We start from the raw sequence: 18719 nt of genomic DNA, 5'->3' as shown, positions 1-18719 counted from the left end.
TTCTTGCCGAGGTCGCCCTCCTTCACCGCCGTCGCGACAAGGGCGATGTTGCGCACCTGCGTGGTGAGGTTGTCCGCCATGAAGTTGACGCTGTCGGTGAGGTCCTTCCACATCCCCGACACCCCGCGCACCTGGGCGCGGCCGCCCAGCCGGCCGTCCGTGCCGACCTCGCGGGCCACCCTGGTCACCTCGTCCGCGAACGCGGAGAGCTGGTCGACCATGGTGTTCACGGTCTCCTTGAGCTCCAGGATCTCGCCGCGCGCGTCGACCGTGATCTTCTGGCTGAGGTCGCCGTTGGCCACCGCGGTGGTGACCTGGGCGATGTTGCGCACCTGGGAGGTGAGGTTGGAGGCCATGAAGTTGACGTTGTCGGTGAGGTCCTTCCAGACGCCCGAGACGCCGGGCACCTGAGCCCGGCCGCCGAGCCGGCCCTCGGTGCCGACCTCGCGGGCCACCCGCGTGACCTCGTCGGCGAACGCCGAGAGCTGGTCGACCATCGTGTTGACCGTCAGCTTCAGCTCCAGCAGCTCGCCCGTCGCCTCGACCGTCACCTGACGCGTCAGATCGCCGCGCGCCACCGCCGTGGTCACCGCCGCGATGTCCCGCACCTGGGCGGTGAGCCGGGCGGCCATGGTGTTGACCGCCTCCGTCACCTCGCGCCAACTCCCGGACAGACCCGCGACCTTGGCCCGGCCGCCCAGCCGTCCCTCGTTGCCCGACTCGCGGGCCACCCGGGTCACCTCGCCGGTGAACAGCGAGAGCTGATCGACCATCGCGTTCACCGCGCGGCCCAGCTGGCAGCGGTCGCCGCGCAGCCTGCGGTGGCCGTCGTGCAGCTCCACGCGCTGGGTGAGGTCACCGCCCGCCACCGCGTTCAGCACCTTCGTCGCGTGCGCAGCGGGCACCACCAGCGCGTCGATGATGTCGTTGGCCGCGAGCACCGAGGAGGCCCACGTGCCCTGGCCGGGGCTGGCCGTCATCCGCTCGTCCAGCCGGCCCTGCCGGACCAGCTCCGAACGCAGCCGCACCAGCTCGTCGGCGTGGTGCTGGGTGCGGATGCCGATGTCGTTGAAGGCACCGTGCAGGTCGGCGAGGACGCCGTCGTACGCCACGGGCAGCCGGGTACGGAAATCGCCCGCGGACATCGAGACGAGCGCGGAGAGCAGCGGCTTGAGGTCCGCCGCGCGCACCCAGTCGGTACCTGACTCCCGCGCCACGCGGGGAACTGCGGAATCCACCGACATAATGACCCACTTCAGTAACTCGGTGCGAATGGGTGGGCTCAGTCTGTCACCCTGGCAGTGGCGCAATCGGCGCTATTGCGGAACTGCTCGGGAGTGCTCAATGAGGACGACAACTCCGTCGGAAAAGGACGTGGTGCGCAGGCAGACCGCTTCCTGGCCCGACGCCGTCCCCTCCCAGGAAGGGGAGGAGCCCGCGGGCCCCCGGCCGGCCGGAGGTCAGCGACGCGCCGACGGTGCATACGGAGGAGAGGAGTCCCGGGGCATCGGGCTGCCCGGCTCGCCCCTCGCCGCCCGCGCGGCGCGCCAGTTCGTCCGTACGACGCTGGCCGACTGGACCACCCGCGGGCTGCCCGGCGCGCAGTACCTCACCGAGCGCGTCGCCGACGAGGCCGAGCTGCTCGCCAGCGAACTGGTCACCAACGCCGTCGTGCACGCCGGGACCTCCGTCGAGCTGCTCTGCCGGCTGGACGAGGCCGGCCCGCGCACCGCCGTGATCATCGAGGTGTCCGACCACCACCCGGCCCGCCCGGTGCGCGGCCGCCACGACGCCGTGACCGCCGAGGGCGCGGGCCGCGGGCTGCAGCTGGTCGGCGCGCTCGCGGACGCCTGGGGCATCACGTACCGGCGCACGCTCAAGACCGTGTGGTTCCGGGTCACGGCCGAGGAGACCGAGACGGAGATCGAGCCGCCGCTGGAGGTCTTCGAAGCGCAGCGGACCCTGCCGGGCGGGCCGCAGGCCACCGTCCTGATGTCGCCGGGACCGCAGCGCGCCGCGCTCCGCCGCTGCGAGGTCGAGCGGATCCACCACGGCGCGCTGTCCTTCCTCGCCGAGGCGTCCGACCTGCTCAGCGGGCAGCTGGACGCGGACCAGGTGGCCGCGCTGGTCGCCCAGCTGATCGTGCCGCGGATGGCCGACTGGTGCGCGGTCTGGCTGGACGACGGCGACGACTTCGGCGCGCCCCGCCTGGCCCGCGTCTGGCACGCCACCGAGAGCCGCATCGACGGGCTGCGGGAGCTGCTGGTGAAGGACCCGCCGGTGCTGACCGGCCGGAGCGGCGACGGCCCGGCCGTCGCCGCCGGGCCCTGGCCGTGGCCGGGCGAGCCCAGCGGCAGCGGCTTCGGCTCCGGCGGCGCCGCGCTGGCCTGCCCGCTCGTCTCCGGCGTCCGCCGGCACGGCACGCTCCTGATAGGCCGGGCCGGCCTGCTGCGCTTCCCCGACGAGATCGTCTCGCTCATCGAGGACCTCGCGGGCCGGGTGGCCCGGGCCATCGCCACCGCCGACGCCTACAGCCGCCAGGAACGCATCAGCCGGGTGCTGCAGCGCCGTCTGCTGCCCGGCCGGCGCGCCGACGTGCCCGGCGTGGCGTCGGCCGTGGTGTACGAACCGCGCGAGGGCGCCTGGGCCGGCGGCGACTTCTGGGACCTCTTCCGGGCGGGCGAGGACCGCTGGTGCTTCATGCTCGGCGACGTCTGCGGCAGCGGCCCGGAGGCCGCCGCCGTCACCGGGCTGGCCCGGCCGGTGCTGCGGCTGCTGGCCCGCGAGGGGTACGGCGTCGGCGAGGTGCTGGACCGGCTGAACCGCACGGTGGCGCTGGAGGCGGCCGACTCCGTCGCAGCGGTGGCCGCCGCGGTGGTCGAGGCCGGCTCCGAGGCGGAGGCGCGCCCCGGCTACCGGGAGGAGAGCGAGCAGGCCCGCTTCCTCTCCCTCCTCTACGGCGAGATCGTGCCGCACACGGACGGCAGCGGCGGCGCCCGCTGCACGATCGCCAGCGCCGGGCACCCGCTGCCGCTGGTCCTCGGCACGGACGGCACGGTGCGGGCGGTCGCCGGGCCGCAGATACTGCTCGGCGTCCTGGAGGACACCGTGTACGAGAGCGAGTCCTTCGACCTCGCGCCCGGCGAGACGCTGCTGTGCGTCACCGACGGCGTGACCGAGCGCCGCTCGGGCAGTCGGCTCTTCGACGACGAGGACGGCCTCGCGCACGCCCTCGCGGAGTGCGCGGGCCTGGGCGCCGAGGGCGTCGCCGAGCACCTGCGGCGCCGCGTGCACGCCTTCGGGCCGACCCCGCCGGACGACGACCTGGCCCTCCTGGTCCTGCAGGCGGTGCGCCCGTAGGGGACGCCCCTGCGGGCCGCGCAAGGCGTGCCCCGGTGGCCCGCCGCAGGCCCGTAAAGCGTGCCCCGGCGGGCGGGCGGCAGGGGCACCGTCCGCGTACCGGACAATGGACCCATGCCTTCTGCACTCCCCGATGGCGAGCCCCTGCCCGAGGACGGGGCGCTGCCCGCCTCCGCCCTGGACGGAGCGGGCGAGCGGCCCCTCGGGTTCTATCTGCACGTGCCGTACTGCGCGACCCGCTGCGGATACTGCGACTTCAACACCTACACCGCCACCGAGCTGCGCGGCTCCGGCGGTGTGCTCGCCTCGCGCGAGAACTACGCCGACACCCTGATCGAGGAGGTCCGGCAGGCCCGCAAGGTCCTCGCCGGGGACTCCCGGCGGGTCGAGACGGTCTTCGTCGGGGGCGGCACGCCGACGCTGCTGCCGGCCGCCGACCTCGCCCGCATGCTCGCCGCGATCCGCGACGAATTCGGCTTCACGCCGGACGCCGAGATCACCACCGAGGCGAATCCCGAATCGGTCGACCCGCGCTACCTCGAAGAGCTGCACGCCGGCGGCTTCAACCGGATCTCCTTCGGGATGCAGAGCGCCCGGCAGCACGTCCTGAAGATCCTCGACCGTACGCACACCCCGGGCCGCCCCGAGGCGTGCGTCGCCGAGGCCCGCGCCGCCGGCTTCGAGCACGTCAACCTCGACCTGATCTACGGCACGCCCGGCGAGTCCGACGACGACTGGCGGGCCTCCCTGGACGCGGCGGTCGGCGCGGGCCCCGACCACGTGTCCGCGTACGCGCTGATCGTCGAGGAGGGCACGCAGCTCGCCCGCCGCATCCGCCGGGGCGAGGTCCCGATGACGGACGACGACGAGCACGCCGACCGCTACCTCATCGCCGAAGAGACGCTGAGCGCCGCGGGCTTCAGCTGGTACGAGGTCTCCAACTGGGCCACCACGGAGGCGGCCCGCTGCCGCCACAACGAGCTGTACTGGACCGGCGCCGACTGGTGGGGCGCCGGCCCCGGCGCGCACAGCCACGTCGGCGGCGTGCGGTGGTGGAACGTGAAGCACCCGGGCGCGTACGCGCAGGCGCTCGCGGAGGGCCGCACCCCGGGCGCGGGGCGCGAGCTCCTGACGGCCGAGGACCGCCGCGTGGAGCGCATCCTGCTGGAACTGCGGCTGGCGGCGGGCTGCCCGCTGGAGCTGCTGCGCCCGGCCGGCCGCGCGGCGGCCGAGAAGGCACTCGCGGACGGCCTGCTGGAGGCCGGTCCGTACGAAGCCGGGCGGGCGGTCCTGACCCTGCGCGGCCGGCTGCTGGCGGACGCGGTGGTGCGGGACCTGGTGGACTGATCACCCGGCGGGGTGACGTGTCGCGGAAGCCTCGCCCGGGTGCCCGCTTCGTAGTGACCGAGCAGAGTGAACCCGTGCCCGATCTCCTGGTGGTGGAGCGCGCCGTCTGCCCAGAGGCCGGGAACAGCTGCCGGCCGAGCTGATCACGGTGGTGGTCGAGGCGGTCTCCGGTACCAGCGTCGACCGTGACTACGGACTGAAGCGCACGATTTACGTCGCGGGCCGCATTCCGGTCCATCTGATCGTCGATCCCGTCGTGGGCCACTGCGTCCTGCTCACCGAGCCCGCCGGAGCCGGCGAAGAAGCCGACTACAGGGCGCAGCGCATCACCAAGTTCGGCGACCCCGTGCCGCTGGACCTGCTCGGCGTCGAGTTGGACACCCGCGAGTTCCAGCGGCTCCCCGGCGTCAGGCCGCACTCCCGGCCGTAACGAAGTCGATCAGTTCCTCCACCCGCCCCAGCAGCGCCGGCTCCAGGTCCTTGTACGACCGCACCGAGGCGAGGATGCGCTGCCACGCGGCGCCCGTGTTCTCCGGCCAGCCGAGTGCCCGGCACACGCCCGTCTTCCAGTCCTGGCCGCGCGGCACGGACGGCCACTCCGCGATGCCCACCGACGCCGGCTTCACGGCCTCCCAGATGTCGATGTAGGGATGGCCGACGACCAGCACGTTCGCGTCCGTGACCGACGCGGCGATGCGGGACTCCTTCGAGCCGGGCACCAGGTGGTCCACGAGGACGCCGAGGCGCGCGTCCGGGCCGGGGGAGAAGGAGCCGACGATCGACGGGAGGTCGTCCACGCCCTCCAGGTACTCCACGACCACGCCCTCGATGCGCAGGTCGTCGCCCCACACCCGCTCGACCAACTCGGCGTCGTGGCGGCCCTCCACGTAGATGCGGCCCGCGCGGGCGACGCGGGCGCGGGCGCCCGGCACGGCGAGTGAGCCGGACGCGGTGCGCTGCGGGCCCTGGGGGCGTGCGGATGCGGCGGAGGGGCGTACGAGCGTGACGACCTTGCCCTCCAGGAGGAAGCCGCGGGGCGTCATCGGGAAGACCCGGTGCTTGCCGAAGCGGTCCTCCAGCGTGACCGTCGGCCCCTCGGCGGTCTTCTCGCAGCGGATGACCGCCCCGCAGAAGCCGGTCGTGATCTCTTCGACGACGAGATCGGGCTCGGCCGGCACCTCGGGCGCGGGACGCTGCTTCTTCCACGGCGGGGTCAGATCGGGCCCGTACTGTCTGCTGCGCATTCCCAAGACGATATGCGGGGACGGCGTCCCCCGGCTGGGCTAGTCCCGCGACACGCCGGAGCGACGGGCCAGCTCGTCGCGCTGGGCGCGGACGAAGCGGGCATCCACGACGGCGCCGTGCCCGGGCACGTACCGGGCGTCCTCCCCGCCAAGAGCGAGCAGCCGGTCCAGCGCCCCCGGCCAGCACGCGGGCAGCGCGTCCGGCCCGGCCTGCGGTTCGCCCGACTCCTCCACGAGGTCGCCGCAGAAGACGACCTCCGGCTCACCGGGCCCGCACCGTACGCAGACCGCCAGGTCGTGCGCGGTGTGGCCGGGCCCGACGTTCGCCAGCAGGACCTGGCGGTCGCCCAGGTCGAGGGTCCGCTCGCCGCAGACCGCGTGCTCGGGGACGACCAGCGTGTCCACGGCCACGGCCGTCGCCTCGGGATCGGCCCCGTTCCGTACCGCGTCGCCGAGCAGCGCGTCCGGCGAGCGGCGCAGCAGCTCGGCCAGTCCGGTCGCGCCGAAGACCGTCACGCCCGCGAACGCCGCCGTGCCCAGTACGTGATCGAAGTGCGGGTGGGTCAGGGCGATGTGGGTCACCTCACGGCCCAGCACGCCGCGCACCTGACGGCGCAGCTCGGCGCCCTCGCGCAGCCCGGACCCGGTGTCGATCATCAGGACGCCGGTGCTCCCGGCCACCACGCCCACGGTGGCGTCCCAGCCGGGCAGCCGGCGCCGCGCGACCCCGTCCGCGAGCCGCTCCCAGCCTGCCTCTTCCCACGTCGTGCCCATACCGAGACGCTAGCCCGGAAACCGGAAGACCGCCCGCGGCCGCGGGGCTGACCTGGGCGGATCCCGGGAACACGGACCGGCCTCGGCGCGATACGGTGGCCCGCCGGGCGGCGAGCCGTGTCGCCCGGCCTTGCCCTGGCCGTGCTACCCGGCCGTACACTGGTCCGGGGTTTGGCACTCGGACCGGTCGAGTGCCAGGGACGACCGGCCGGCCCGGCTGGACGGCGGCCCCGGAAAGACGGCCGCAGACGGCCTGGGAAAGCGCGGGACTGGAGGTGTGCGCGATGCTCAGCGAACGCAGACTCGAAGTGCTGCGTGCCATCGTCCAGGACTACGTCGGCACCGAGGAGCCGGTCGGCTCCAAGGCGCTCACCGAGCGCCACCGGCTCGGCGTGTCACCGGCCACCGTCCGCAACGACATGGCCGCGCTGGAGGACGAGGGCTACATCGCGCAGCCCCACACCAGCGCCGGCCGCATCCCCACCGACAAGGGCTACCGCCTCTTCGTCGACAAGCTGGCGGCCGTCAAGCCGCTCTCCGGCCCCGAGCGCCGGGCGATCCACAGCTTCCTCGACAGCGCGGTGGACCTCGACGACGTCGTGGCCCGTACGGTACGGCTGCTCGCGCAGCTGACCCGGCAGGTCGCGGTGGTGCAGTACCCCTCGCTGACCCGGTCCACCGTCCGGCACGTGGAACTGCTCTCGCTGGCACCGGCCCGGCTGATGCTCGTCCTGATCACCGACACCGGACGCGTCGAGCAGCGCATGATCGACTGCCCCGCGCCGTTCGGCGAAACGTCCCTGGCGGACCTGCGGGCCCGGCTCAACAGCCGTGTCGTGGGGCGCCGGTTCACCGACGTGCCGCAACTGGTGCAGGACCTCCCCGAATCCTTCGAGACGGAGGACCGGGGCACGGTCTCGACAGTGCTGTCGGTGTTGCTGGAGACTCTGGTGGAGGAGACCGAAGAGCGGCTGATGATCGGCGGTACCGCCAATCTCACGCGCTTCGGACACGATTTCCCGCTGACGATCCGGCCGGTGCTGGAGGCACTTGAGGAGCAGGTCGTGCTGCTCAAGCTGCTGGGAGAGGCCAAGGATTCGAGCATGACCGTGCGCATCGGGCACGAGAACGCTCACGAAGGGCTCACTTCCACATCGGTCGTCGCCGTCGGCTACGGTTCGGGCGACGAGGCAGTCGCCAAACTCGGCGTGGTCGGACCGACCCGCATGGACTACCCCGGAACGATGGGAGCGGTACGCGCAGTGGCACGTTACGTCGGACAGATCCTGGCGGAGTCGTAAGTGGCCACGGACTACTACGCGGTCCTCGGCGTCAGCCGCGACGCCTCGCAGGACCAGATCAAGAAGGCTTTCCGGCGGCTGGCGCGCGAGCTGCACCCGGACGTGAACCCGGATCCCAAGACCCAGGAGCGGTTCAAGGAGATCAACGCCGCTTACGAGGTGCTGTCGGACCCGCAGAAGAAGCAGGTCTACGACCTCGGCGGCGACCCGATGTCCCAGGGCGGCGGCGCGGGTGCCGGCGGCTTCGGCGCGGGCTTCGGCAACTTCTCCGACATCATGGACGCGTTCTTCGGCACGGCGTCGCAGCGCGGGCCGCGCTCGCGCACCCGCCGCGGCCAGGACGCCATGATCCGGCTGGACGTCGAGCTGAACGAAGCCGCGTTCGGCACGACCAAGGACATCCAGGTCGACACCGCCGTGGTGTGCACGACCTGCTCCGGCGAGGGCGCGGCGCCCGGCACCTCGGCGCAGACCTGTGACATGTGCCGCGGACGCGGCGAGGTCTCGCAGGTCACCCGCTCCTTCCTCGGCCAGGTCATGACCTCCCGGCCCTGCCCGCAGTGCCAGGGCTTCGGCACGGTCGTGCCGACGCCGTGCCCCGAGTGCGCGGGCGACGGCCGCATCCGGTCCCGCCGGACGCTCACGGTCAAGATCCCGGCCGGTGTCGACAACGGCACCCGCATCCAGCTCGCGGGCGAGGGCGAGGTCGGCCCCGGCGGCGGTCCGGCCGGTGACCTCTACGTCGAGATCCACGAGGTCGCGCACCCGGTGTTCCAGCGCCGCGGTGACGACCTGCACTGCACGGTCACGATCCCGATGACCGCGGCGGCGCTGGGCACGAAGTGCCCGCTGGAGACGCTGGACGGGGTGCGTGACGTCGACATCCGGCCCGGCACCCAGTCCGGCCAGTCGATCCCGCTGCACGGCTGCGGCATCACGCACCTGCGCGGCGGCGGCCGCGGCGACCTGGTCGTGCACGTCGAGGTCCAGACCCCGAGCAAGCTCGACCCGGAGCAGGAGGAGCTGCTGCGCCGCCTCGCCAAGCTCCGCGGCGAGGAACGCCCCACGGGCCAGTTCCAGCCCGGCCAGCAGGGGCTGTTCTCGCGCCTGAAGGATGCGTTCAACGGGCGGTAGGCGCCGGGCCGGAGGTCCGGGGGTTGTCCCCCGGACAGGCACGGTCAGCCCGGCCAGCAGGGGCTGTTCTCGCGGCTCAAGGACGCGTTCAACGGGCGGTAGACGCCGGGCGCTGACGGCGTCCGAAGCCGTTGGAGTGTGCGTACGTGGCGCGGTCGCCCCGATTCCGGGGGCGGCCGTGACGCGTGACACGATATGGGCATGCCCACAGCGCTGACCGAGCTGAGTCCTCACCCGATCGTGCAGGCTCCCATGGCGGGCGGCCCTTCGAGCCCCGAGCTCGCCGCCGCCGTCAGTACGGCCGGCGGCCTGGGCTTCCTCGCCGCCGGGTACAAGACGGCCGACGGCATGTACCAGGAGATCCAGCGGGTACGCGGGCTGACCGGCCGCCCCTTCGGCGTGAACCTCTTCATGCCACAGCCGGAGCTGGACGACACCGCCGCCGTCGAGGTCTACCGCGAGCAGCTCGCGGGCGAGGCCACCTGGTACGAGACCGCGCTCGGCGATCCGCACGGCCCCACCGACGACGGCTACGAGGCCAAGCTCGCCGTGCTCCGCGAGGACTCCGTACCGGTGGTCTCCTTCACCTTCGGCTGCCCCACCGCCGAGACCGTGGAGTCGCTGGCCAGGGTCGGCACGTACACCGTGGTCACCGTCACCACGCCCGCCGAGGCGCGCGCCGCGCAGGACGCCGGCGCCGACGCCGTGTGCGTCCAGGGCGTCGAGGCCGGCGGCCACCAGGGCACCCACCGCGACGACCCGCAGAGCGACGGCACCGGCGCGGGCCTCGGGCTGCTGGCCCTGCTCGCCGAGGTCCGCGAGACCGTGCGGCTGCCGGTCATCGCGGCCGGCGGCCTGATGCGCGGCGGGCAGATCGCCGCCGTACTGGCCGCCGGCGCCGCGTGCGCGCAGCTCGGTACGGCGTTCCTGGCCTGCCCCGAGTCCGGCGCGCACCCGCTGCACAAGCAGGCGCTGACCGACCCGCGGTTCACCCGGACCGAGCTGACCCGGGCGTTCTCCGGACGCCCGGCCCGCGGCCTGGCGAACCGTTTCCTGCGCGAGCACGGCCCGTACGCACCGGCCGCCTACCCGGCCGTCCACTACCTCACCTCACCCGTACGCAAGGCCGCCGCGGCGGCCGGCGACCCGCAGGCCATGAACCTCTGGGCGGGCCAGGGCCACCGGCTGGCCCGGCAGCTGCCCGCGGCCGAGCTGATGGAGGTGCTGGTGGCCGAACTGACCGCGGCACGCGCCGCATCGAGCCCCGCCGGCCCCGCCGGACCCGGAACCTTTGGGAGTGCCTCGTGACCGCCCCGGTCTTCCTCGTCGACTCGCTGGCCGGCGCCGCGCCGGGCGCGACCCTCACCCTGGACGGCCCCGAGGGCCGGCACGCGGTGTCCGTACGGCGGCTGCGCGCCGGCGAGGAGATCGTGCTGACGGACGGCGCGGGCTCGGGCGCGTACGGGACGGTCGCCGCGGTCGAGGGCAAGGACCGGCTCGACGTCGCGGTGACGGACGTACGGACCGAGGAGCCGCCGCGGCCGCGCATCACGGTGGTCCAGGCGCTGCCCAAGGGCGACCGCGGCGAACTGGCCGTGGAGACCATGACCGAGACCGGCGTGGACGCGATCGTGCCGTGGCAGGCGTCCCGCTGCGTGACGCAGTGGAAGGGCGAGCGGGGCGCCAAGTCGCTGACGAAGTGGCGCAATACCGCGAGGGAAGCCGGGAAGCAGGCCCGCAGGCTGACGTTCCCCGAGGTCGCGGCGGCCGCCACGACGAAGGACGTGGCGGAGCTGCTGTCCGGCGCCGCGTTCGCCGCCGTGCTGCACGAGGAGGGCAGCGAGCCGCTGGCCCGCGCCGAACTCCCCGCCGACGGCGGCATCGTGCTCGTCGTCGGACCGGAGGGCGGCGTCTCGCCCGAGGAGCTGGAGCTGTTCGCGGCGGCCGGGGCGAAGCCGTACCGGCTGGGCGCGAGCGTGCTGCGCACCTCCACCGCCGGCACGGCCGCCACGGCGCTGCTGCTGGGCCGCACGGGCCGCTGGGACTGAGACCCGGCGGGGGCCGCAGCCGTGCGGCCTGGCCGCGTCCGTTTCCGTACGGCCCCGCCGAGTCGGAATCCGTACGGCCCTGTGGGACACGTTCCCGCACGGCCCTGTGGGGCCCGTTCCCGTACGGCCCTGCGGCGCGTCAGATCAGCGTGGCGCTCAGGGTGATGTTCTTGACGCCCGCCAGCGCCTGGCTGACCGGGCAGTTCTTCTTGGCGTCCTCGGCCGCGGCCTGGAAGTCGTCCTCGGACAGGCCGGGGACCTTGGCCTTCACGGTCAGCGCGATGGCGGTGATGCCCTCGCCCGGCTGGAAGGTGACGTCGGCCTGGGTGTCGACGGTCTCGACGGTGTAGCCCTTGCCGGCCAGTCCGTGCGAGAACGCCATGGAGTAGCAGGAGGAGTGGGCCGCCGCGATCAGCTCCTCGGGGCTGGTCTTTCCGTTCGGCTGCTCGGCGCGGGCCGGCCAGCTCACGTCGTACGTACCGACCTTGGAGGAGTCCAGGGCCACCTGGCCCTTGCCCTCCATCAGGTTGCCTTCCCAGTGGGTCTTGGCCGTGCGCGTCGTTGCCATGATGGATCGCTCCCGTAGGTGACGGAACCTGGTCTTTCGCGGCCCAGGTTAGTGATGATCAGGGCGGCCGGGGGAGCGCCGCGCGGAGTTGGCCGGAGCGGGCCTGTCGGGCCGCGCGGCGACGATGGCACGCTGCGAGGCATGAAGGGAAGCGTGCGGAGCCGTTGGTTACGGGCGTTGGCAGCGGCGGGTGCAGCGGGTGCGGTGGCCGTCGGCACGGCGGCGTGTGAGCCGTCCGGATACTCCAACACCTCCGCGATAGCGGTGACGACCGACCAGCAGGGGACCCGCGCGCTGAAGTGGGAGAGCGTCGACGTCAGCTGGCTCAGCTGCACGGCGTCCGCACCCAACGGCGGCGAACCGGTGTCCACGGCCGGCAGCGACGCCCGGTCGGCCGCGGGGCCCGCCCGGGTCGACTGCCAGGGCCAGACCGCGAGCGGCGAGCGGATCACCATCACCGGCAACGTGACCAGGGAGGTCAGCGGCCGGTGCGTGGAGGGCAGCAACCTGGTCGCCCGGGTCGGGAACCGGGTGATCTTCCGTACGACCACCATCGGCAACTGCAACGCGCCGGCCTCCGGCAACACGGACCGCCCGAACTCCGCCTCCAGCTCCCGCCCGGCCCGGGACGACAACAACAGCAACAACGACGAGAACAGCAACAGCAACAACGAGAACAGCAACAACGAGAACAGCAACAACGAGAACAACAGCAATAACGAGAACAACAACGGCGACGACAACGGCAACAACGACAACAGCGGCAACAACAGCGACGGCAACAACAACGGTTCCCACCAGAACGACGATCAGAACAACAACAACGATCAGAACAACGACGACAACGACAACGGCAACGACCAGAACGACAACGGCAAGAACGGCAACACCAACCAGGACGACTGCGCCGACGACGACCAGGGCAACGACGACCAGAACAACGGCGACAACGGCAACGACGCCGACCAGGACAACGGCAAGGACAACGGCAACGACAACCGCAACTGGGACGAGAACAACGGCGACCACGGGAAGGACGTGTCCGACGCGCGGAACGACGGTCCGCAGGACCGTTCCGGCACGTGGGTGGCACGCTAGTGACCGTCGCGGCGGCCCCGATCGGTACGATGCGGGTCGTACGAGCCGACGACCCGTGAGGAGCGCACCGGTGGCGGGAGAACCGCAGGCCGACTGCCTGTTCTGCAAGATCGTGGCGGGCGAGGTGCCCGCGACGATCGTCCGAGAGACCGATACGACCGTCGCGTTCCGCGACATCAACCCCCAGGCACCCACCCACGTCCTGGTGATCCCCAAGGCGCACCACCCCGACGCCGCTTCGCTGGCCGCCGCCGAGCCGCAGGTCGCGGCCGACGTGCTGTGCGAGGCCCGCAAGGTCGCCGAGGAGGACAAGGTCGACGGCACCGGCTTCCGCATCGTCTTCAACACCGGCACCGGCGCCGGCCAGACCGTCTTCCACGCGCACGCCCACGTGCTCGGCGGCCGCGGGCTGAACTGGCCCCCCGGCTAACGGCAACGGAAGCGGATCAGCGCCTTGTCCGTACGCGAACTGGTCGTCCTCGGCACCGCCAGCCAGGTGCCCACGCGGCACCGCAACCACAACGGCTACCTGCTGCGCTGGGACGGCACGGGCCTGCTCTTCGACCCCGGCGAGGGCACGCAGCGCCAGATGCTGCGCGCCGGGGTGGCGGCCCATGACCTGAACCGGCTGTGCGTCACGCACTTCCACGGCGACCACAGCCTCGGTCTGGCCGGGGTGATCCAGCGGATCAACCTGGACCGGGTGCCGCATCCGGTCACCGCCCACTATCCCGCGAGCGGCGCGCACTTCTTCGAGCGGCTGCGTTATTCGACGGCGTACCGGGAGACCGTGCGGCTGCGCCAGGAGCCGGTGTCCGGCGACGGCGGCACGCTCGCCGACACGCCCGCCTTCACGCTCACCGCGCGCCGCCTCTCGCACCCCGTCGAGTCCTACGGCTACCGGCTCCAGGAGCCGGACGGGCGGCGGATGCTGCCCGAGCGGCTGGCCGCGCTCGGCATCTCGGGGCCCGCGGTGGGCCGGCTGAGCCGGGAGGGCGCGCTCGTGCGGGAGGACGGCCGCAGGGTCACGCTGGAGGAGGTCAGCGAGGTACGCCCCGGCCAGTCGTTCGCTTTCGTGATGGACACCCGGCTGTGCGCCGGCGCGCACGAGCTGGCGGCGGGAGCCGACATGCTCGTCATCGAGTCCACGTTCCTGGACGGCGACCGGCAGCTGGCGGCGGAGCACGGCCACCTGACGGCGGGCCAGGCGGCCATGGTCGCGCGCAACGCCGGCGTCCGGCACCTGGTGCTCACGCACTTCTCGCAGCGGTACGCGGACCCGGCCGAATTCGAGCGCGAGGCCCGCGCCGCCGGGTACGACGGCGAACTGACCGTTGCGCGGGACCTCATGCGGGTGCCGCTGCCCAAGCGCCGCCCGGCCCCGGACGCGGATCCGGCCCCGGACGCGGGCCCCGGTTCCGTCTGAGGCCCGCGCGGCCGCCGGTCAGGGCAGGTAGTACATCGGGTTGGGCAGCTTGAAGGCGCGGCCGGCGTGGCCGCCCTTCAGGTCCGAGTACTGGTCGCCGAAGTCGGCCACGATGTCGTAGCCCAGCGACTCGATGTGCTTGCGGGTGCCGGACTTGTACTCGATCGTCGAGCAGCCGGCACCGCAGGGCAGGTAGGCCGGCGGGTTCTCCTTGTCCTTGAGGTAGACGTGCCCGCGGTCCAGCGGCACGTCGTAGCCGACGTTCTTGAGGTTGCGGACGCTCCAGCCGCGCTGGGCCTCCTTGCGGCCGGTCACGAAGAACACCTCGTACCCCTTGGCGCGCGCGTGGTTCACCAGCGCGTCCATCCCGAACACCGGCTCCATGTCGTGGCTCTTGAGGTACGCGTCCTGGGCCTTCTCGTCGAAGGCGAAGCCGATCTCCAGCTCGAAGTTGTACGTGAGCAGGGTGGTGTCGTCCATGTCGAGGACGATGGCGGGCCTGCCGGAACCGTGGCGGTGGCGCGCCGCTTCGTCCAGGTACCGCTGCGCCTTCGCCTCGATGCCGCGGACCTGGCGGGCGTAGTTGCTCTTCGGGGAGGCGTGGTGCTCCCCGTCGGCGGTCACGGTGTCGCCGTAGTACGCCTTGATCCGGTCCTGCACCTGGGTGAGGTTGGGGATCTCCTTGTCCGAGTGCGGGACGGAGTGCTCGGCGGTGGCCTGGCCGACGCCGAACGCGGCGGTGGCGGCGACGGCCGCAGCGGCGGCGACGGCGCCCAGGCGCGCACGGAAACGCATGTACTTCTCCTGCGGAGTGGGGGCGGGAAAGAGGGACTTCGGTAGGTCTAGCAGGCGCCGCTTCCGCTTATCTACGCGCGGAGATTAAATGCTTGGCAAATCATCCAAGGGGGCGTGGTGGGCGTGATCGTCCGGGGGCCCGGTCGTCCGGGGCGGCCTGGCCGTCCGCAGGGGGACGGTCTGCCAGGGGGTGAGGGCGGTCAGCGCCACTCCGGCGCGCCGGGGCCCGTCGCGCGCGGTGCGGCCGCCTCGATCTTGGCGCGCACCTCGGTCATGACCGCGACGATCCGCCGCTCGTGCTCCTCGGTGAGCCGGACGACCGGCACGGAAGCGCTGATCGCGTCGGTCGCGGGGGAGTCGTGCCGGTCGTACCGCAGCGCGAAGCCGAAGCCCGCGATGCCCGCCACGCCTTCCTCGCGCTCGACCGCGTAGCCGCGGGCGCGTACCCGGGCGAGGTCGGCCAGCAGGGTTGCCCGGTCGGTGAGCGTGCGCTCCGTCAGCCGTTCCAACTCGCCCTCGGGAAGCGGCAGTTCGCTGTCACCTCGCTCGGCCAGCAGGGCCTTGCCCAGTGCGCTCGCGTGGGCCGGCAGCCGCCGCCCGACCCGGCTGATCGTCCGCAGGTAGGCGTGCGACTCGCGGGTGGCGAGGTAGACCACGTCCGGGCCGTCCAGCCGGGCCAGGTGGACGGTTTCGCCCAGGGCCTCGGACGCCTCGTCGAGGTAGGGGCGCGCGGCCCGCACCAAGGGGTCGGTGTCGAGGTAGCTGGTGCCCGCCAGCAGGGCGTGGATGCCGATGCCGTACAGCGATCCGGTGGTGTCGGTACGCACCCAGCCGCGGTCGATGAGGGTCTGCAGCAGCGCGTACATGCTGCTGCGCGGCACGCCCAGCTCCTCGGCCAGCTCGCGCAGCCGGGCCGGGCGGTCGCCGCGGGCCGCGAGCGCCTCCAGCAGCTCCACGGTGCGGGCCGCCGACTTCACCTCGCGGACCCCGCCGCCCCTCTCCGGCATGCGCCGATGGTAGCCGCGCCGCTCGGCAGCGGCGGTCCGCCGGCCGCCGGGCCTATTGACGGCCGTCATGCGCCTCTCTAGCCTCCATTCTCATCCGTGGACGTCATCTACATATGGAGACAGGCCATGATGGTCTTGACGGTCACCGAACGGCTGCGCGCGGGCATGGCCCGCGGCGTGCTGTCCTTCCCGCTCACCTGCTTCACCGACGACGGCACGCTGGACCTGCCCGCCTACCGCGACTACCTTGCGAGCCGGATCGCCGCCGGGCCCGGCGCGCTCTTCCCGGCCTGCGGCACCGGCGAGTTCTTCTCGCTGGACGAGGCCGAGTACGGGCAGGTGGTGCGGGCCGCGGTCGAGGCGGCGGACGGCCGGCTGCCGGTCGTCGCGGGAGTGGGGTACGGCTGGGCGCAGGCGGCGCGGTTCGCGCGGATCGCCGAGGACGCCGGGGCCGACGCCGCGCTGCTGATGCCGCACTACCTCGTCCGGGCCCCGCAGGACGGCCTGGTCGCCCAGGTGCGCGAGGTCGCGGCGCGCACCGGGCTGCCGATCGTCGCGTACCAGCGCGACCACGTCGCCTTCAGCGCGGCGAGCGTCCGCCGGCTCGCGGAGATCCCCGGCGTCATCGGCCTCAAGGACGGTCACAGCGACCTGGACCGGCTGCAGCGCCTCAAGCTCGCGGCCCCCGACGGCTTCCTCTTCTTCAACGGCGCCGCCACCGCCGAACTCCAGGCCCGCCAGTACGCGAGCCTGGGCGTCACCGCGTACTCCTCCGCCGTGCACGCCTTCGCGCCCGAGATCTCCCGCGCCTTCTTCACCGCGCTCGGGGAGCGGGACGACGCCACCGTCGAGAAGCTGCTGACCGGTTTCTACATCCCCTTTGTAGAGCTGCGCGACCGGGTGCCCGGGTACGCCGTGTCGCTGGTCAAGGCCGCGGCCCGGCTGCGCGGCCTGCCCGTCGGCCCCGTACGCGCCCCGCTCACCGACCCCTCGCCCGCCGATCTCACCGACCTCACCGCACTCCTCGAGCGCGGCCTCGACCTGGTAGGAGCCACCCGATGACGCGTACGGAACTCACCATCGCCGAGGTGCGCCTCACCCCGATCCTGGTCGCCGACCCGCCGCTGCTGAACACCCAGGGCGTGCACCAGCCCTACACGCCCCGGCTGATCGTCGAGGTGGTCACCGAGGGCGGCGTCACCGGCCTCGGCGAGACCTACGGCGACACCACGTACCTCGACCTCGCCCGCCCGCTGGCCGGCGCGCTCGTCGGCCGCCGGGTCACGGATCTGAACGCGCTGCCCCTGCTGGCCGCCGAGGTCTGCGGCGACTCGCCGGCCGCGACCGCCGCCGGCGCGGTGGACGTCGGCGGCCTGCGCGGCGTCCAGACCGCCGACAAGCTGCGCCTCTCCGTCCTCTCCGGCTTCGAGGTCGCCTGCCTGGACGCCTGGGGCAGGGCCGCCGGGCTCCCGGTGCACGCGCTGCTCGGCGGCAAGGTCAGGGACCGCGTCGACTACAGCGCCTACCTCTTCTACCGCTGGGCCGGGCACCCCGGCGGCCGCGGCGAGGCCGACGACTGGGGCGCCGCCGTCGACCCGGCCGGAGTGGTCGCCCAGGCACGGAGGTTCGCCGACACCTACGGCTTCGGTTCGTTCAAGCTGAAGGGCGGGGTGTTCCCGCCGAAGGAGGAGATCGCCGCGATCCGGGCGCTGGCCGAGGAGTTCCCCGGCAGGCCGCTCCGCCTCGACCCCAACGGCGCCTGGTCGGTGGAGACCTCCCTGATGGTCGCCGACGAGCTGAAGGACGTACTGGAGTACCTGGAGGACCCGACGAGCGGCACCGACCGGATGGCGCAGGTCGCGGCCCGTACGGAGATCCCGCTCGCGACGAACATGTGCGTGACGACCTTCGACGAGATCGCCGAGGCGTTCACCCGCGGCGCGGTGCAGGTCGTCCTCTCCGACCACCACTACTGGGGCGGCCTGCGCAACACCCGCGAACTGGCCGCCGTCTGCCGCGCCTTCGGCGTCGGCGTCTCCATGCACTCCAACACCCACCTGGGCATCAGCCTCGCCGCCATGACACAGGTCGCGGCCACCGTGCCCAACCTCCACCACGCCTGCGACAGCCACTACCCCTGGCAGACCGAGGACGTCCTCACCGAACGCCTGACCTTCGAGAGCGGCGCCGTCGCGGTCACCGACACACCGGGACTGGGCGTCGAGCTGGACCGCGACCGGCTCGCCGCGCTGCACCGCCGCTGGCTGGACGACGACGGCAGCATGCGGGACCGGGATGACGCGGCGGCCATGCGCGCCGCCGACCCGGAGTGGACGACCCCGGCCGTGCCGCGCTGGTAGGACCGCGCCGGTGGGACTGCGCTGGTGGGGGTGGGTGGGTGGGACTGCGCCGGTGGGCAGCGCCGCACCGATTGCTTTCGGCCTGTTGGCGGAGGTCACCGGCACCGTACGCACCGGGCGGGTCACGGTGAGTGCCCGACGAGGGGGGCCGTTTTTGGCCGGGTACGCATTCTCGTCCGGGGGCGCGGCCTCTGGGCGGGAATGCGCCTGGCGCGTACGGTATGGGTCCCGCACGTGATCATCGAGAGGGGTTGCCT

18 protein-coding genes are annotated in these 18719 nt (G+C 73.0%); 12 read left to right on the top strand and 6 right to left on the bottom strand.

Annotated elements, in window-relative coordinates; genetic code table 11:
* Window positions 1-1244: HAMP domain-containing protein (locus tag C3486_RS33275; RefSeq protein ID WP_146075110.1), on the bottom strand; the 1244-nt coding region annotated here is incomplete at its 3' end.
* A gap of 100 nt (window positions 1245-1344) precedes the next feature.
* Between C3486_RS33275 and C3486_RS33270 the strand changes: the two genes are divergently transcribed.
* The 3 genes from C3486_RS33270 (at window position 1345) to C3486_RS33260 (ending at window position 5137) form a co-directional block, all read left to right on the top strand.
* Window positions 1345-3360 carry a SpoIIE family protein phosphatase gene (locus tag C3486_RS33270; RefSeq protein WP_103836591.1) on the top strand — a complete coding sequence of 672 codons (2016 nt, stop codon included), beginning with the start codon at window positions 1345-1347 and terminating at the stop codon, window positions 3358-3360.
* A gap of 114 nt (window positions 3361-3474) precedes the next feature.
* Complete coding sequence (gene hemW / locus C3486_RS33265; RefSeq protein ID WP_103836590.1) at window positions 3475-4707, top strand: radical SAM family heme chaperone HemW; 1233 nt, start codon at window positions 3475-3477, stop codon at window positions 4705-4707.
* Window positions 4708-4855: 148 nt separating this feature from the next.
* On the top strand, window positions 4856-5137 hold the full coding sequence (locus tag C3486_RS33260; protein WP_308461283.1) for a hypothetical protein: 282 nt from the start codon (window positions 4856-4858) through the stop codon (window positions 5135-5137).
* Here C3486_RS33260 and C3486_RS33255 read toward each other — a convergent pair.
* On the bottom strand, window positions 5115-5951 hold the full coding sequence (locus C3486_RS33255) for a DUF3097 domain-containing protein (protein ID WP_103836589.1): 837 nt from the start codon (window positions 5949-5951) through the stop codon (window positions 5115-5117). The genes C3486_RS33260 and C3486_RS33255 overlap by 23 nt on opposite strands.
* A 39-nt stretch (window positions 5952-5990) precedes the next feature.
* Complete coding sequence (locus C3486_RS33250) at window positions 5991-6725, bottom strand: MBL fold metallo-hydrolase (protein WP_103836588.1); 735 nt, start codon at window positions 6723-6725, stop codon at window positions 5991-5993.
* A gap of 284 nt (window positions 6726-7009) precedes the next feature.
* Between C3486_RS33250 and hrcA the strand changes: the two genes are divergently transcribed.
* The 4 genes from hrcA (at window position 7010) to C3486_RS33230 (ending at window position 11208) form a co-directional block, all read left to right on the top strand.
* Window positions 7010-8026, top strand: coding sequence for a heat-inducible transcriptional repressor HrcA (hrcA, locus tag C3486_RS33245; protein ID WP_103836587.1), 1017 nt, complete (start codon window positions 7010-7012; stop codon window positions 8024-8026).
* A complete protein-coding gene (gene dnaJ, locus C3486_RS33240; RefSeq protein WP_103836586.1) occupies window positions 8027-9160 on the top strand; it encodes a molecular chaperone DnaJ in 1134 nt (377 codons plus the stop codon). It begins immediately after the preceding gene.
* Window positions 9161-9361: 201 nt separating this feature from the next.
* Window positions 9362-10468: a nitronate monooxygenase gene (locus C3486_RS33235; protein ID WP_103836594.1), complete on the top strand. Its 1107-nt coding sequence runs from the start codon at window positions 9362-9364 to the stop codon at window positions 10466-10468.
* The gene (locus C3486_RS33230) at window positions 10465-11208 is read left to right on the top strand and encodes a 16S rRNA (uracil(1498)-N(3))-methyltransferase (protein ID WP_103836585.1); all 744 of its coding nucleotides are present in this window, start codon (window positions 10465-10467) and stop codon (window positions 11206-11208) included. Before C3486_RS33235 ends, C3486_RS33230 begins: the two co-directional genes overlap by 4 nt.
* Window positions 11209-11347: 139 nt before the next feature.
* Here the strand turns inward: C3486_RS33230 and C3486_RS33225 are convergent, their stop codons facing one another.
* Complete coding sequence (locus C3486_RS33225) at window positions 11348-11776, bottom strand: OsmC family protein (protein WP_103836584.1); 429 nt, start codon at window positions 11774-11776, stop codon at window positions 11348-11350.
* Window positions 11777-11953: 177 nt separating this feature from the next.
* Between C3486_RS33225 and C3486_RS37580 the strand changes: the two genes are divergently transcribed.
* From C3486_RS37580 to C3486_RS33205, 3 genes are all read left to right on the top strand, one after another.
* Window positions 11954-12874, top strand: a complete 921-nt coding sequence (locus C3486_RS37580; RefSeq protein WP_181138782.1) for a hypothetical protein — start codon at window positions 11954-11956, stop codon at window positions 12872-12874.
* A 70-nt stretch (window positions 12875-12944) separates the two neighbouring features.
* A complete protein-coding gene (locus C3486_RS33210; RefSeq protein ID WP_103836593.1) occupies window positions 12945-13304 on the top strand; it encodes a histidine triad nucleotide-binding protein in 360 nt (119 codons plus the stop codon).
* A gap of 24 nt (window positions 13305-13328) precedes the next feature.
* Window positions 13329-14300, top strand: coding sequence for a ribonuclease Z (locus C3486_RS33205; RefSeq protein ID WP_103836583.1), 972 nt, complete (start codon window positions 13329-13331; stop codon window positions 14298-14300).
* A gap of 18 nt (window positions 14301-14318) precedes the next feature.
* On the opposite strand, the gene C3486_RS33200 is transcribed toward C3486_RS33205, so the two are convergent.
* Window positions 14319-15095 carry an HAD family acid phosphatase gene (locus C3486_RS33200; RefSeq protein ID WP_103836582.1) on the bottom strand — a complete coding sequence of 259 codons (777 nt, stop codon included), beginning with the start codon at window positions 15093-15095 and terminating at the stop codon, window positions 14319-14321.
* Between the two features lie 200 nt (window positions 15096-15295).
* Window positions 15296-16102, bottom strand: a complete 807-nt coding sequence (locus tag C3486_RS33195; protein ID WP_103836592.1) for an IclR family transcriptional regulator — start codon at window positions 16100-16102, stop codon at window positions 15296-15298.
* Window positions 16103-16228: 126 nt separating this feature from the next.
* Between C3486_RS33195 and C3486_RS33190 the strand changes: the two genes are divergently transcribed.
* Together C3486_RS33190 and C3486_RS33185 are read left to right on the top strand one after the other, a co-directional pair.
* A complete protein-coding gene (locus C3486_RS33190) occupies window positions 16229-17164 on the top strand; it encodes a 5-dehydro-4-deoxyglucarate dehydratase (protein ID WP_103836581.1) in 936 nt (311 codons plus the stop codon).
* Window positions 17161-18462 (top strand): glucarate dehydratase family protein, encoded by a 1302-nt coding sequence (locus C3486_RS33185; protein WP_103836580.1) that lies wholly within the window; start codon window positions 17161-17163, stop codon window positions 18460-18462. The genes C3486_RS33190 and C3486_RS33185 overlap by 4 nt, the downstream gene beginning before the upstream one ends.
* The last annotated feature ends 257 nt before the right edge of the window (window positions 18463-18719 follow it).

The sequence above is a fragment of the Streptomyces sp. Ru73 genome, from assembly GCF_002920575.1.
Lineage (GTDB): Bacteria > Actinomycetota > Actinomycetes > Streptomycetales > Streptomycetaceae > Streptomyces.
Note: the sequence above shows the minus strand (reverse complement) of the source record. Positions and strands in the feature narration are given on the sequence as shown.

Excerpts from the sequence above, each read along its gene's own strand:
- C3486_RS33190 (WP_103836581.1), top strand. The coding sequence starts at position 16,229 with ATGATGGTCTTGACGGTCACCGAACGGCTGCGCGCGGGCATGGCCCGC.
- C3486_RS33270 (WP_103836591.1), top strand. The coding sequence starts at position 1,345 with ATGAGGACGACAACTCCGTCGGAAAAGGACGTGGTGCGCAGGCAGACC.
- C3486_RS33195 (WP_103836592.1), bottom strand. The coding sequence starts at position 16,102 with ATGCCGGAGAGGGGCGGCGGGGTCCGCGAGGTGAAGTCGGCGGCCCGC.
- hemW (WP_103836590.1), top strand. The coding sequence starts at position 3,475 with ATGCCTTCTGCACTCCCCGATGGCGAGCCCCTGCCCGAGGACGGGGCG.
- C3486_RS33185 (WP_103836580.1), top strand. The coding sequence starts at position 17,161 with ATGACGCGTACGGAACTCACCATCGCCGAGGTGCGCCTCACCCCGATC.
- C3486_RS33255 (WP_103836589.1), bottom strand. The coding sequence starts at position 5,951 with ATGCGCAGCAGACAGTACGGGCCCGATCTGACCCCGCCGTGGAAGAAG.
- C3486_RS33250 (WP_103836588.1), bottom strand. The coding sequence starts at position 6,725 with ATGGGCACGACGTGGGAAGAGGCAGGCTGGGAGCGGCTCGCGGACGGG.
- C3486_RS33200 (WP_103836582.1), bottom strand. The coding sequence starts at position 15,095 with ATGCGTTTCCGTGCGCGCCTGGGCGCCGTCGCCGCCGCTGCGGCCGTC.
- C3486_RS33225 (WP_103836584.1), bottom strand. The coding sequence starts at position 11,776 with ATGGCAACGACGCGCACGGCCAAGACCCACTGGGAAGGCAACCTGATG.
- C3486_RS33235 (WP_103836594.1), top strand. The coding sequence starts at position 9,362 with ATGCCCACAGCGCTGACCGAGCTGAGTCCTCACCCGATCGTGCAGGCT.
- hrcA (WP_103836587.1), top strand. The coding sequence starts at position 7,010 with ATGCTCAGCGAACGCAGACTCGAAGTGCTGCGTGCCATCGTCCAGGAC.